Annotated in this window: 13 protein-coding genes; 8 read left to right on the top strand and 5 right to left on the bottom strand. The window is 52.9% G+C overall.

The genetic code is table 11. From position 1 onward, the window contains the following. Positions 1 to 2: 2 nt before the first annotated feature. Positions 3 to 1190: a tail fiber domain-containing protein gene (locus ACTJJJ_RS02150; RefSeq protein WP_188931163.1), complete on the top strand. Its 1188-nt coding sequence runs from the start codon at positions 3 to 5 to the stop codon at positions 1188 to 1190. 10 nt (positions 1191 to 1200) lie between these two features. Here the strand turns inward: ACTJJJ_RS02150 and ACTJJJ_RS02155 are convergent, their stop codons facing one another. After that, on the bottom strand, positions 1201 to 2487 hold the full coding sequence (locus ACTJJJ_RS02155; RefSeq protein ID WP_440701328.1) for a glycosyltransferase: 1287 nt from the start codon (positions 2485 to 2487) through the stop codon (positions 1201 to 1203). Between the two features lie 137 nt (positions 2488 to 2624). Between ACTJJJ_RS02155 and ACTJJJ_RS02160 the strand changes: the two genes are divergently transcribed. The 7 genes from ACTJJJ_RS02160 to ACTJJJ_RS02190 all read left to right on the top strand — a co-directional run bounded on the left by ACTJJJ_RS02160 (position 2625) and on the right by ACTJJJ_RS02190 (position 10959). Further along, positions 2625 to 3983: a sensor histidine kinase gene (locus ACTJJJ_RS02160; protein WP_440701329.1), complete on the top strand. Its 1359-nt coding sequence runs from the start codon at positions 2625 to 2627 to the stop codon at positions 3981 to 3983. A 389-nt stretch (positions 3984 to 4372) separates the two neighbouring features. Then, positions 4373 to 5365, top strand: a complete 993-nt coding sequence (locus tag ACTJJJ_RS02165) for an alpha/beta hydrolase (protein ID WP_440701330.1) — start codon at positions 4373 to 4375, stop codon at positions 5363 to 5365. A gap of 45 nt (positions 5366 to 5410) precedes the next feature. Next, positions 5411 to 6223 carry an alpha/beta fold hydrolase gene (locus ACTJJJ_RS02170; protein WP_440701331.1) on the top strand — a complete coding sequence of 271 codons (813 nt, stop codon included), beginning with the start codon at positions 5411 to 5413 and terminating at the stop codon, positions 6221 to 6223. Continuing rightward, positions 6180 to 7310 (top strand): bestrophin family protein, encoded by a 1131-nt coding sequence (locus ACTJJJ_RS02175; RefSeq protein WP_440701332.1) that lies wholly within the window; start codon positions 6180 to 6182, stop codon positions 7308 to 7310. Before ACTJJJ_RS02170 ends, ACTJJJ_RS02175 begins: the two co-directional genes overlap by 44 nt. Positions 7311 to 7328: 18 nt before the next feature. Beyond that, on the top strand, positions 7329 to 8336 hold the full coding sequence (locus ACTJJJ_RS02180) for a hypothetical protein (RefSeq protein ID WP_440701333.1): 1008 nt from the start codon (positions 7329 to 7331) through the stop codon (positions 8334 to 8336). A 47-nt stretch (positions 8337 to 8383) separates the two neighbouring features. Further along, positions 8384 to 10471: a sigma 54-interacting transcriptional regulator gene (locus tag ACTJJJ_RS02185; RefSeq protein ID WP_440701334.1), complete on the top strand. Its 2088-nt coding sequence runs from the start codon at positions 8384 to 8386 to the stop codon at positions 10469 to 10471. Between the two features lie 170 nt (positions 10472 to 10641). Further along, the gene (locus ACTJJJ_RS02190; protein WP_440701335.1) at positions 10642 to 10959 is read left to right on the top strand and encodes a hypothetical protein; all 318 of its coding nucleotides are present in this window, start codon (positions 10642 to 10644) and stop codon (positions 10957 to 10959) included. A 127-nt stretch (positions 10960 to 11086) separates the two neighbouring features. Here ACTJJJ_RS02190 and ACTJJJ_RS02195 read toward each other — a convergent pair whose 3' ends face one another. The 4 genes from ACTJJJ_RS02195 to ACTJJJ_RS02210 all read right to left on the bottom strand — a co-directional run bounded on the left by ACTJJJ_RS02195 (position 11087) and on the right by ACTJJJ_RS02210 (position 12889). Further along, entirely contained in the window at positions 11087 to 11437 is a 351-nt protein-coding gene (locus ACTJJJ_RS02195) for a YciI family protein (protein WP_426294990.1), read from the bottom strand. A 50-nt stretch (positions 11438 to 11487) separates the two neighbouring features. Continuing rightward, positions 11488 to 11715 carry a hypothetical protein gene (locus ACTJJJ_RS02200; protein WP_188931149.1) on the bottom strand — a complete coding sequence of 76 codons (228 nt, stop codon included), beginning with the start codon at positions 11713 to 11715 and terminating at the stop codon, positions 11488 to 11490. Positions 11716 to 11730: 15 nt separating this feature from the next. Beyond that, positions 11731 to 12609, bottom strand: coding sequence for a pirin family protein (locus tag ACTJJJ_RS02205; RefSeq protein ID WP_440701336.1), 879 nt, complete (start codon positions 12607 to 12609; stop codon positions 11731 to 11733). A 106-nt stretch (positions 12610 to 12715) separates the two neighbouring features. Next, complete coding sequence (locus tag ACTJJJ_RS02210; RefSeq protein WP_188931145.1) at positions 12716 to 12889, bottom strand: hypothetical protein; 174 nt, start codon at positions 12887 to 12889, stop codon at positions 12716 to 12718. Positions 12890 to 12891: the final 2 nt, after the last annotated feature.

Consider the following 12891-nt stretch of genomic DNA (forward strand, 5'->3'; position numbering starts at 1 on the left):
ACATGAAACGAATTGTGTTTGCTTCCCTCTTTGTCGCTATTTCCTCTTACACCCATGCCCAGGTGGGGATCGGTACACTTACACCGCGGGCTGGTTTGCACGTTGCCGACAGCAGTGTGGTTTTTTCCGCCCCCGGTGATGTTGCAGTCAACAAACCTGTACCTATTTCGGGCGGAGGTCGTCGTATGATGTGGTACGTGGACAAGGCCGCATTCCGCGTAGGGTACGTGGGCTCATTTTCGAGCAGCTATTGGGACGGCCCCAATGTCGGGAACTATTCGTTCGGAGCGGGCCAGCATGTTCGTGCTTCCGGCGATAATTCTTTCGCGGTCGGTCTCGCAACTACCGCATCCGGCGATGAATCGGTAGCATTGGGAAACAACGGCACGGCAGCGGCAGACCGCTCACTGGCATTCAACGGAACTGCAAACGGAGTGGGCGCCATCGCACTTGGTAGCGGTGCGCAGGCCACCAGTGACGATGCCGTAGCCATTGGCCCGTCGTCGATCGCAGGCGGACTGGCCTCGGTTGTGATCGGGCCGTCTATCGCAAACGGTGCATTTGCGGTTGCCATTGGCCTGCAAAACAGTGCAAGAGGAAATTTCTCCTTCGCGCTCGGCAAAAATGCGCGGGTAAGGCATCAGGGATCTTTCGTGATCAGCGACGGTAGCGCAGGGTTTAGTAGCGACAGCGCTTACAGCACTACCAACAACCAGCTGACCATGCGTTTTGCAGGTGGGGCTCGGGTCTTTACCAATCAGGGTCTCAGCAGCGGAGTTGAAATATCTGCTGGCGGAGGATCGTGGAGTACGGTCAGCGACAGGCGGAAAAAGGAGAATTTCGAAGCATTGGATACCGAGAAAATCCTCCATAAAGTGGCACAGTTACCCCTTACCAGCTGGAATTACAAAAGCCAGCCTGCTACGACAAGGCACATAGGTCCGATGGCACAGGATTTCTATGCCGCATTCGGTCTGGACGGAATTGCGAATGATACAACGATCAACACCTCCGATATCGACGGCGTGAATATGGCTGCCATTCAGGCGCTTGAAAAACGTACAAGAGCATTACAGGAGGAGAATGATCAGCTGAAAGCCAAACTCGAAGCGATGGATTCGAAAATGGCTTCCATTGAAAAAATGATCCTGGGAGCGCCAAGGAAGGAAGAAATATCGGTTTCCAGATAGTCCCGGCTTTTCAAACAAGCCCGCCAATGTAACCCGTTGCGATTTCATTGGCGGGATAATTCCTGAACTCCTCGCTGAGTTGGTGAGCCCGCTTGCGGTAATTGTTGTCGGATAACACGGTGGCGACCGCACGCCGGATCTGGCCCGCTTTGGGTGTTTCCGTTTTCAGATCGATCCCGACACCGTTGAACTGGACACGCGCCGCAATATCGTCTTTGCCTTCGTGGACACCCGCCACCACGATGGGCAGCTTGTGTTGCAGCGCGAGCATCACGCCCCCGTAGCCCCCATTTGTTACATACACGCTCGCGTAAGGCATTACTGCATCGTAATCGATGAAATCTTCGATGAGGAAATGAGGCTGCGGGTAGCGCTGGCGCAATGCCGCAGTGCCGGAGCCACCGGTAGTAACGATCAACATCGTTTCCGGGTCGTTTTTGTAGGCTTCCAATGTAGGGACGATGATTTTCTCTACATCCCGCTCGAATGTGCCCTGCGTAACCAGAATGACCCTATTATATTTCAATGTCTCGTCGGCATATGCAAATGAGGCCTTCCCGTTCGATTTATTGGGCAGAAGCGGTCCGACAAACCTGACGTTGGGGCTCAGCTTTCTGTGCGGATAGTCAAACCCCGGCACACCGCTTTGGAGGTACAGGTGGGCATTCCGGAACACCGCGTCGAACATGAAGCCCGGCTCCGGCGGCAGGCCGTATTTAACACGCAATTCGTTGAACAATGTGCTGCATGGCTTCATGATGATGTTGAATTGAAAATGGATCTTGGCACGCTTGGCCCAACGCGCCACCGACCTCGCGATCGCATTCCGGCCGGGGTCGTCGGAAGGGAGGTTCGACTCACTTTCAAATAACGGCAGTACGCCCACAGCTACCCCTTTCAGGGCCAGCAACTCCTGTACAAACAATGCGCCCAGGCAAGCCAGGTCGTACACGATCAGGTCGAACGGCCACTCGTCGTGAATTTTTACAAGATCGTCGACATACCCCGGAATAGGGCTCAGGAAGGTATGCTTTACATCGAATCGGGCGCGGGCAATCGGGTTTTTGATCTTTTTGCGTTCAGGGAACAGTTCATCCATATTCTCCTGGTTGATCACGGGCGCCTTTACACACGGGTAGTGGACAAGGCCCAGCTTCGTGACGCGCCCGCCATAGTGGCCGCCCACGTACCAGCGCACATCGTGCCCGAGCTGTTTGAGGTGGGCGGCCAGGCCGGCAAGCGGGCTGAAATGCCCGTCGAAAGGAACCGTTGCAAAAAGTATACGTTGAATTTTCATGGCTAATATTACTTGTTTTGACCCGACAAAAGTAGGAGACGTATTCCTCGCCGCCTACGCTCACTCAGATGAACTGTAAAATGAAGGGTATGAAACGACTTTTATGTATTTTCGTCTGAATATCACCCTGCCCGTTCATGACGTTACTTTCGCCCGGCTATCAACAATGGTTACTGCTTTTTATAGGTGCCGCTGCCGTATTGCTGGCTGCAAACCTGCTCCAATGGGTGGTCCGTCGCGACCGTATTTACCTTTTGTACAGCCTGTACGTTTTTTTGTGGATCACCTCCTTCGGGCTGGAACTGGTGGCCCCAGCCGACAATATAGTTGCTTTCGGCAGAACAGTGCCCTTCTATTTGTTCTCCATCATATACCTGGAACTGGCGGTTGAATTTATCGATCTGAGCGACCATCCGAGGCTTGTGCGATGGTACCGGATCATGCAATACACCTGGTTCATTTGTACTTTGCCTGAAATCTATTTTAACCTGTTTTCCGACCTCTGGCGCACCGACTGGCATGAAGCGCAACTGAATGTGATCCGTACCATTGTAATGGCGGCTACGAATTTTACCATTTTATACACGTTTGTAAAGCACCTGAAGCGTACTGATGTCCTGGCCCGCTTCTTTTTTGCAGGGACACTGGCGCTGTGGGTCGGTGAAATCCTGTCGACCATATCATTGCATATGCATCTGGGCAATGGTATACCAGCTTTGGATCAGCTGCCGCTGCTCATTCACCCGGGCTTTTTAATGCAGGCGGGCATTTTCCTCGACCTCGCACTGGTATCGCTTGGAATCTCGTACCGGCAGCAGCGTCAGGCGATGCGGCAGGTAATTGCAGAGCAGGAACTGATCCGTGAACGGGAACAGCACCTCCGCAGGCAACTCGAAGCCGACTTGATCCTCGAACAGTTGAAACAGCAGCACACCGAGGCGCAAATGAAGGCATTGCAGAGCCAGGTTAACCCGCATTTTCTTTTCAATGCACTCAACACATTATCATCGCTGATCGACGAAACCCCGAGCCAGGCCATCGACTATGTCGACGAACTGTCGAGCGTTTACCGTTACCTGCTGCGCGCCGGAGATGGCGAACTGACTACGCTGAGCCAGGAGATGGGTTTTATACAGTCCTACTTTCACCTCCTGCGTACCCGGTACGGCAATGGTGTCCACACCGATCTCCTCACCATGGATACCCACAAGGAGGCGTTGCTGCCACCGCTCACATTACAATTACTGGTCGAAAATGCGGTCAAGCATAATGTGGTACTGCCCCACCAGCCACTCACCATCCGTATCCGTACAACGCCTGAACAGCAGTTGGTCATCGAAAATAATATCCAGCGGCGCAAGGTAAGGGTCGAATCGAACGGGGTGGGGCTGTCCAACATTGCATTCAAATACAAGCTTCTCAACCAGTCCAGCCCGCATATAGAGGAAGTGGATGGCTGGTTCCGCGTGACGTTGCCGCTGCTGCAACCTGTATAGCTGCATCAGGGCAGGCGCACGGTATTTAGCGCCGTACCAAGTGATTGCACGAAATATCGCTACATAATTCGTCGTATTTATCGTTTAATTAATTGCAAATCAATTAGTTAAAATAATGGCACGCGGCTTGCAATTGAATATAGCATCCGGGCAGATTTCACTGGTGAAACAGTCTGACAATTCTTGCCCGAACCGATTTCCTTTTTTCATAGAAACAAAGATGACGGATGCCAGCTCATCGAGGCTGCTGTAAGGGGTGTGCACTTTCCATCCGTTCGTGCACGGGACAAACCAACGTCGGCGCGCCGTTCCCGCGAAGTCCGATCAGCAACACGGTGATTCAATGAAAGGGAAAATTTCAGGATTAATTAAAAAAGAACTCAACCAACATGAAAAAGAAGCAAAAAAAGCAAGCTATCAAAGACTATGCTACCGATCCCAACCTGTCCAGGGACGTCAGGGAATTTCTGAAAATTGTCAACAATTCCGGAGGCCCCGCCCTTGAAACACTCCCGCTTGCCGATGCGCAGGCCGGACTGGCCAATGCACAGGCATCCGTGGATGTAGATGTTTCGGGTGTTAAAATAAACCTGAAAACCATTACCAGCGACGGCTACACGGTGGATCTCCACATCGTACGCCCTGAAAACGCGACCGAAACCCTGCCCGCATTCATGTTCATTCACGGCGGCGGCTGGATACTCGGTGATTTTCCGACGCATCACCGGCTGGTCCGCGACATCGTGCTCGAATCGGGTATGGCCGCGGTGTTCGTCAACTACTCCCGCACTTCCGAGGCGCGATATCCGCAGGCGATCAACGAAATTTACGCAGCTACGAAATGGGTAGCAGCCAACGGTCCTGCGATCAACGTCGACGGCAGCAAGCTTGCCATAGTGGGAAACAGCGTGGGCGGCAACATGAGCACTGTTACTTGCCTGATGGCGAAGGAAAAAGGCGGGCCGGAAATCAAGCTGCAGGTAATGATGTGGCCGATCGTCGACGCCGATTTCGAAACCAAATCTTACCGTAAATTCGGCAAAGATCGTTTCCTGAGCACTTCGCTGATGAAATGGATGTACGACCTCTACATCGAGGACCCCAAAGAGCGCAAAGCCATTTACGCCTCTCCATTGCAAGCGACCTTGGAACAGCTGAAAGGCTTGCCGCCGGCACTTATCCAGACTGCCGAAAATGATATTCTTCGTGACGAGGGTGAAGCCTACGGCCGCAAACTCGACGAAGCCGGTGTGCCGGTAACGACGGTGCGCTACAACGGAATGATCCACGATTTCGGGTTGCTGAATGGCCTGGCCACATTGCCGGCGGTTCGTTCGCACATCCGACAAATTGGTGCGGAACTGAAAAGGTACCTCAGCTAATCCACCATCATTTTCTTACGAATCACCCTTAATCCATTTAACACCATGTCAAAAATCAACTTAATCGCTATTGGAATGGTCGCTACTGCATTATTTGCATTCGTCTCGCGACAGCAAATCGAATCCGGGCAGAAGCACGAAGAGCCCCAAAAAGGCGTCAAAAACATTGTACTGGTACATGGCGCATTCGCCGACGGTTCGAGCTGGTCGAAAGTGATCCCGCTCCTGGAAGCGAAGGGCTTCAAAGTGACGGCAGTACAAAACCCGCTTACCTCGCTCAACGATGACGTGACAGCCGCCAAGCGCATTATAGCCTTGCAGGACGGCCCCGTGCTGCTCGTAGGCCATTCGTGGGGCGGAGTGGTAATTTCCGAAGCGGGTAACGACCCGAAAGTGGTGGGTCTCGTATATATGGCAGCGTTCGCACCGGACACGGGTGAATCGCTGAACGACGTTGCCAAAACCGCAACTCTTGCACCGGGTAATGAGGAGGTTCGAGCCGATGCAGCCGGCTTCCTGTCCCTGACTCCGAAGGGTATTTTCGAAGACTTCGCTCAGGACCTGCCTATGCCAGAACGCAAATTGATTCTCGCCACACAGGGCCAGTGGGCTGCATTTACCACAGGCGAGAAGGTTAGCAAAGCTGCCTGGCACGACAAGCCGTCGTGGTTCATCATAGGCGGTAACGACAGAATGATCAATCCAGGCCTGCAACGTACTTTGGCAAAAAAAATCGGTGCAAAGTCACTCGAATTGAATTCCAGCCATGTGCCGATGCTGTCGCAGCCTGCAAAAGTGGCCGCTTTCATCGCCAATGCTGCAAGTACTGTCGATACCCAGGGCATTGCTTCTAAATAAGTATGATTTCAAAAGTTCCCAGGTCACCTTTCGCTTCTTCGACAAGGTGGCCGGGAACCAAAACCAATACAAAAACACCATGCACATAGGTAAATCATACCGGTTGGGTGAATTTCTCGTCTGGACCCGCCGGAACACTTACATCCTCTTTTTCCTCGGCCTTTTCCCGGTGGTTATTCATGAAATATGGGGACTGAAATGGCTGAACGTCCCCTGGCCCGTGGTGGCGCTTCTGGGTACGGCTACCGCTTTTACAGTAGGTTTTAAAAATGCCCAGACTTACAACCGGGCGGCCGAAGGGCAACGGCTTTGGACCGATATTCTGGGCCTGAGCCGTTTCTGGGGTACCATTAGTGTTGATTTTTTGAATAACCAGGAACAAAGCAGGGAGCTGATCTACCGTCACCTTGCCTGGCTTACGGCCTTGCGTTTTTACCTCCGCGAGGACCGCGTCTGGGAAAGCAACGAAAAGAGCCATAACAAGGAGTACCAGCAGTTTTTTCACATTCCCGAACGCATGCAGGCGGTGGAAGCCGAACTGAAAGGACTTCTGCCCGAACACGAGCTGGAACAGGTTTTGGGTTCGAAGAACAAGATCGGAAAGATACTCGGATTGCAAAGCAAAGCCGTTAAATCACTCAATGCCGACGGAGAGGTGATTGCGCCGCAATATGCCGCATTGCAACAGATGCTGAAAGACCTGCACAGTTTGCAGGCAAAATGCGAACAGCTCAAAGACTCACCTTATCCGCGGCAATATGCGGTGATCAACCACATTTTCGTGTGGACGTTCTGTTTCATGCTGCCGTTCGGGATCGTCCATGATTTCGATTTGCTCAATGAAGTCGTGGATCCGCCGTTGCGGGGGTACATGGCTTGGGTAACGATCCCTTTCAGCATGCTCATTTCATGGATGTACATTTCGCTTGAACAGGTAGGGGAGAGCACCGAAAATCCGTTCGAGGGGAGTGCCAACGACGCACCTATTTCCCAGATGAGCCAGCAGCTGAATATCGAGCTCCGCGAAATGCTGGGTGAAAGCAATTTGCCCGACGATTTGCTGCCTCACAACAATATTATCCTTTAAACCTAAATCAAACATAAAATGGAAACACTTAACCTTGAAATTCTGAACCCCGGCCCGATCCTTAACGACATGCGTGGCCAGCTGCAGTCCCTTGGCGCTTTGCCGCATTATTACCTGCGCCGTCCGACACCTAGTGGTTCACCCGATTTTTCGATCTGGGACTTTGGTGTCAACCCGCTGGGCGTAAGGGAATCGGCTCTTCCGGAAGTGCTGCAAGTGATGGGTGTCCGGAGCCTGACGTTGAATACAGCCCAGGATCTCAGCCCGTTGCACCGGCTGAGCGCGGGTATTCCGCATACAGGCAACGACCAGGACAAATTGGGCTACCTGACGAGCGATGCGATAACCCGCATTTTGCAGCCTTTTTTGATGAACTGCCGCACCATTGCGTTCCACGATTGGGCCGGCCTCTCCGGCGCTTCCGAACTCTGGAGCAGCCTGTTACTGGGTGCCATCAAGCCGGTTGGCACACAGGATATTGAGTTTATCTTTTACTTCGGCGACCCGCTCACCCGGCGCTCGTTTCAGGTGGAGGAGGCCATCGATATCATCACCGAATTTTCGGAATATGGCCAGGTTACCATTGCGCTCGATGAGGAAGAGGCCATTAAACTCTGGATGGTGTTGAATGGAGTACATGAATACGACAGTGTAGTGAACCAGACCTTCCCCGATTTGAAGAGAAAATTCATTTCCATTTTCAGGACTATCAATATCGATCGCCTGCTGGTGTACTCGGCCACGCAGGCGATGCTTTTTACCAGGCACACCCAGCTGCTGCTGGCGCGTAAAAAGGTGGCGTCGTCGTTTGAGATCGCGCCCGAGGCACGCGAGCATTTTATCGAAGGTTTCTGCATTGGCCTGGTGCGGCAGATGGACATCGTGCGCTGCCTCGCCCTGGGCCTGATCGTTTTCGGCTCGCGGACGGAAAAACGCTCTAATGTGGCCCGTCAAGGTCTTGTGGATTATATCGATCAATGGGTCGACGACCTTCAACAGCAGGAAATCATGTATCTTTACCAGTAATGGCTTCAATTATTGGAAAATAAAATTCCACGTCAACAGGTCGATCGATGCGGATGCTTAGAAACGAAGAACTTGCGGAAAAAGAGCGGATCAATGACGCTTTGCTCGAACTGAGCAACCGGATGGTGAAAGTCCGTGACCGGAAGGACCTGTTGCACGTCATCAATTCGGGTTTGCGGAAGGCGATCAATTTCACGGCCTGCGTGATGACCATACTCGACGAGGTGCACCAGACCTATAACGCTTTTCTGACGGATCCCGAGTCTAAATCCCGTGACTACGCAGCCTATAACGAGGCCATCAGTACGCCTTACCCGGTCGGAGACGGCATTTACGACGTTGCAGCCCGGTCGGAGGAGCCGGTGCTGTTCGATATGCGGAACTTCGATGTCGAAAATGCGCCGGTGTGGTTTAAGCTGCATTACGCGGCCGGGGCGCGGGAAATGCTGATCAAGGCCCTGCCGGGCGAAGACGTCCGGAGGCACAGTCTGATCCTTTTTTCTGATGAAACGGGCACTTTCGACGATTGCGCGGTGCACATTATCGAGCGCATTGCCAGCCAGCTGTCGACAGCGGCCAGCAATATCACAGCTAACGAAGAGATTCTCAACCGGGAAAGCGAAAAGTCGTTTCTGCTTGATTTCAGCCAGAATATCGCCGCCGTGCGGACAAAACCTGATCTCGAAGCCGCCATTTCCGACGCCCTGGAACACCTGTTGAGCACCCGCCTGGCGATGATCAGGGTGATTGAGGATGATGGGGTGACATTGACCCCTTACCTGTGGGACATTTCGCTTTTTGCCGGTGTAATGGATATGTTCGATCAGCTGGCCAACCGTCGGGCGACGGTCGACGAATATTTTTTCGCGCAGGTGCTCGCCAGCAGGGAGCCGATCGTGATCGACATTGCGGAGGAGGAGCGGAAAGGCAACAGCCCCAACTACATCGCGTTCTGGAAACGGTTGGGCCTGAAAAACGTGTATGCGGCGGCGTTACGCGTGGGTCAGGAAAATCTCGGAACGATGTTTTTTCTATCCGATAATCTCAATTTAAACCTGCTCAAAGGCCTTTGTGCACAGATTTCCATTGCCATATCGAATATCAGGGCCAATGAAAAGATATTGGCCTACAAGAAATTGCTCGAAATCGAAAACGATCAGCTGAAAGAACAGATCCGGACGATCTACAATTTCTCGGAGATCGTAGGCAGCGGTCCCGAAATGCAGGAAGTTTACCATTTAATGTCCATCGTGGCCGATTCGGCTTCGACCGTACTGCTCCTTGGCGAGACGGGCACGGGAAAGGAGCTCATCGCCCGCGCTATACATAATGCGTCGCCGCGCAGGGACAAGCTGATGATCAAGGTCAACTGCGCCGCATTGCCGGCCAGCCTGATTGAAAGCGAATTGTTCGGCCACGAAAAAGGCGCATTCACCGGCGCGGTGGAGCGGCGGATCGGTAAGTTCGAGCTGGCCGACCAAAGTACGCTGTTCCTGGACGAGATCGGCGAAATGCCCCTGGAAGCGCAGGTGAAGCTGCTGCGCGTTTTGCAGGAAAAGGAGCTGGAAAGGATCGGCGGAAAAACGACCATCAAAGTAGACGTACGCATTATCGCTGCCACCAACCGTAACCTGGAAGAAGAGGTGCGGGCGGGGCGGTTCCGATCCGACCTTTACTACCGCCTCAATGTATTTCCCATTGTACTTCCGCCGCTTCGCAACCGTCGTGACGATATCGTCCCGCTGACGCATTTCTTTGTAGACCGTTACAATAAAACTTCCGGCCGGAAGGTAACCGGTTTTTCGCCCCGGGTAATTCAGGAGTTGCAAGCTTATCCGTGGCCGGGCAATGTCCGCGAGCTTGAACACCTCGTCGAGCGCAGCGTGCTGCTGAGTGAGGATGCCATAATCCGCGAAATTCATTTACCTAAACTAAGACCGGAAGAGAAGATGCCGGTGGCGCCGCTTAGCAGGACACTCTCGGAGGTGGAACGGACCTACATTATCGAGGTATTGAGGCAATTTCAAGGTAAAATTTCGGGCATGGACGGCGCTGCCGAATTCCTCGATATTCCAGCTACTACCCTTCATTCCAAAATCAAAAAACTGAAAATCAGCAAGGCGGATTACTTCTGAAGCCTGACTCCCAAAGTGCCGCGGTATTTCGCCTTTGCGTCGTCAAATGGCTGAATATCGCGGCATATTGCATTATGCCCGGTAGGTAACTTCCTTGTAAATAGCTGGTTGGGTATTTGGCACAACGCTTGCAGCTTGGTGTACTCTGAAATCTTAGCTACACAGAAACAATGGAGTTCGTATTGGTTTTCAGAAGAGATCATCGAAGCACTGCCCCGCAATTGGAAGAGGAAGACCTGCTCATGTATCGCAAGCATTGGCAAGACTGGTATCTGAGCCTGGCAGCTTCCAAGCGGCTCGCAAGGCCGGTTCAGCGATGGGACGCGCAGGGGGTTACCGTTAGTCAGGAAGGGGTGATGGAAAACGCAGTAGTCGTTGAAGGGTTGATCTTCATCGAGGCCAGTGATTATACCCAAGCCGCCGAAATAGCCCGGGATTGCCCGATACTGCTTTTGGGAGGGTGCGTGGAGGTTCTACAAGGTAAATGAACCCTTCTGAAAATGAAATGTCAGCCTGAGCGAAGCCGAAGGCAGGCCATACCGTAATATGGACGTCCCGTATGACGCTTCGACTGCGCTCCGCATGACGATTCGCTCAGGCTGACATCTCAAAGGTTTACTGCACGGGCGGGATCGCCATACGGACTTCCACCGAAGCACCGAACTCGATAATTGGGCAGCCGCTCGCGATTTCAACCGCCTCATCATAGCTCTCGGCCTGGATCAGGAACAGCCCGCCGATTGACTGCTTGTTTTCGACAAACGGTCCTTTGCTGATCTCATTACCTTTTTTGATAACGCGGCCGTCCATGTCCCATCTTTTGGGAGGCGCTACCAGACGGCCTTTCGCACCAATGCCGGCAACCCAGTCCTGGTAGGGTTTGATAGCCGCTTGCATTTGTGCGGGAGTAGGTATCGGATCGGAGCTGGTAATGTCTCTGTGGATCGCAATCAGGAAATCATTCATTGTTTTGAAAATTAAATGGTTAGTAAAAAAATAAAAGGTCAAAAAATAGCTTAATAGCGGGCTCCTACATGCAGGATCTCCCGGGCTTCCTCCAGGGAATAGTGGGCGGTAAGGTCTGCTTCCTCGATCATTTCCAGCACCTGGTCGTCGGTGAGCGGGGTAGCGGTGGACGATACCGGATCGAGTTCTATGAAATGCCCCAAAGCGAGGTCTTGGAGCATACTGATGACGGCCCCGGAGCAATCGCCGGGTAGCACTTTTACATGGTACTGTTGCATGGTTTGGCTGGGAATTTAGGTGGCTAAAACAACTGTTCTGAGGTTCCCTTCGATGCGGATGAAGCCCATCCGGCCTTCTTCAAAATCCGATATGGCTTTTCCGAGCTCTTCTTCGGAACCCATGGCCATAGCTCCTGCCGAGAAGATCGGCTCGCCGAGGGGTTTGCCGCTCAGCAGGATGAGCCGTGCGTCGGAAATTGCGGTCAACGCCAGTATTTCTTGCCGGTCGGAGCGGCCCGCGGCCAGTACCTGGCCGGTGGTAACGATCCAGGATTTGTGGTCGTTGGAGAAAACGGCTTTTCCCGATACGACGTAAATGGTCGCGGTCCACCCCGCCGGCAGGTCATGCCGGAACGTATGATCCTGTTCAATGGTGATGTCGAGGAATGTCAGGCGATCGGGTGTTTCAGTGGGGTTGCTGCCGGCTTCGGTGCGCCCGGTGACCACTTTCACGGCTGTCCCTTTTGTGCTTACTACGGGCATGTCGCTGCCGTCGATAAAGAGCGCCTGCGGAAGTTGCTGCTTGCGGCTCGCGGCCGTGTTGACGAATATCTGCATGCCGTGTACGCGGGAGCCTTCGGGTACGGGAAATTCCGTGTGGACGATGCCGCGCCCTGCCCAGGTCCACATCAGGCTGCCGGGCGTGATCATGATGTCGGTCCCGGACGAATCAAGATTGTGGTAATGCCCGGAATCTTCAAAAAGATAACTCACTGCCGACATACCTGCGTGCGGGTGCGGGCCGAAAACATCGGACGTCAACTCGAAATGGTCGAAACCGATCAAAGGGTCCAGAAGACCATTGAAATGGATCGAGCGGACTTTCCTCGCTGCAAACTGCCCGTCACCCGAACTAACGGTTTGAAATACCTTGGATACCTCTAAATGCTTCATGACTGAATTTGAAAATCTGTACTATACTATTCGTTCCGGTAGGGACTAGCCGACCGCTGACGGCCGATCATGTTCGGCAACTAGCCGTCCGCAACTAGCCGGTGAGTTACTGGTCGTCGTCGAGCAGTTGCTCGTGCATCCGGAGTGCATCGTCCATGAACTCGCTACCTTCGAAGGTATGGTCTTCATGATGGTGAACCTCTGTGGAGAGTATCTCGACCTCGTGTTTGTAGTTGTCGTCGGTGCCATTATCGTGCACCATTTGCATAAACAGGTTCATAA

Source organism: Dyadobacter sp. 22481, assembly GCF_052044875.1.
GTDB lineage: Bacteria > Bacteroidota > Bacteroidia > Cytophagales > Spirosomataceae > Dyadobacter > Dyadobacter endophyticus.

What these genes read in the sequence shown, in the direction of transcription:
- ACTJJJ_RS02150 (WP_188931163.1), top strand. Translation starts at nt 3, where the DNA reads ATGAAACGAATTGTGTTTGCTTCCCTCTTTGTCGCTATTTCCTCTTAC.
- ACTJJJ_RS02155 (WP_440701328.1), bottom strand. Translation starts at nt 2,487, where the DNA reads ATGAAAATTCAACGTATACTTTTTGCAACGGTTCCTTTCGACGGGCAT.
- ACTJJJ_RS02160 (WP_440701329.1), top strand. Translation starts at nt 2,625, where the DNA reads ATGACGTTACTTTCGCCCGGCTATCAACAATGGTTACTGCTTTTTATA.
- ACTJJJ_RS02165 (WP_440701330.1), top strand. Translation starts at nt 4,373, where the DNA reads ATGAAAAAGAAGCAAAAAAAGCAAGCTATCAAAGACTATGCTACCGAT.
- ACTJJJ_RS02170 (WP_440701331.1), top strand. Translation starts at nt 5,411, where the DNA reads ATGTCAAAAATCAACTTAATCGCTATTGGAATGGTCGCTACTGCATTA.
- ACTJJJ_RS02175 (WP_440701332.1), top strand. Translation starts at nt 6,180, where the DNA reads ATGCTGCAAGTACTGTCGATACCCAGGGCATTGCTTCTAAATAAGTAT.
- ACTJJJ_RS02180 (WP_440701333.1), top strand. Translation starts at nt 7,329, where the DNA reads ATGGAAACACTTAACCTTGAAATTCTGAACCCCGGCCCGATCCTTAAC.
- ACTJJJ_RS02185 (WP_440701334.1), top strand. Translation starts at nt 8,384, where the DNA reads ATGCGGATGCTTAGAAACGAAGAACTTGCGGAAAAAGAGCGGATCAAT.
- ACTJJJ_RS02190 (WP_440701335.1), top strand. Translation starts at nt 10,642, where the DNA reads ATGGAGTTCGTATTGGTTTTCAGAAGAGATCATCGAAGCACTGCCCCG.
- ACTJJJ_RS02195 (WP_426294990.1), bottom strand. Translation starts at nt 11,437, where the DNA reads ATGAATGATTTCCTGATTGCGATCCACAGAGACATTACCAGCTCCGAT.
- ACTJJJ_RS02200 (WP_188931149.1), bottom strand. Translation starts at nt 11,715, where the DNA reads ATGCAACAGTACCATGTAAAAGTGCTACCCGGCGATTGCTCCGGGGCC.
- ACTJJJ_RS02205 (WP_440701336.1), bottom strand. Translation starts at nt 12,609, where the DNA reads ATGAAGCATTTAGAGGTATCCAAGGTATTTCAAACCGTTAGTTCGGGT.
- ACTJJJ_RS02210 (WP_188931145.1), bottom strand. Translation starts at nt 12,889, where the DNA reads ATGAACCTGTTTATGCAAATGGTGCACGATAATGGCACCGACGACAAC.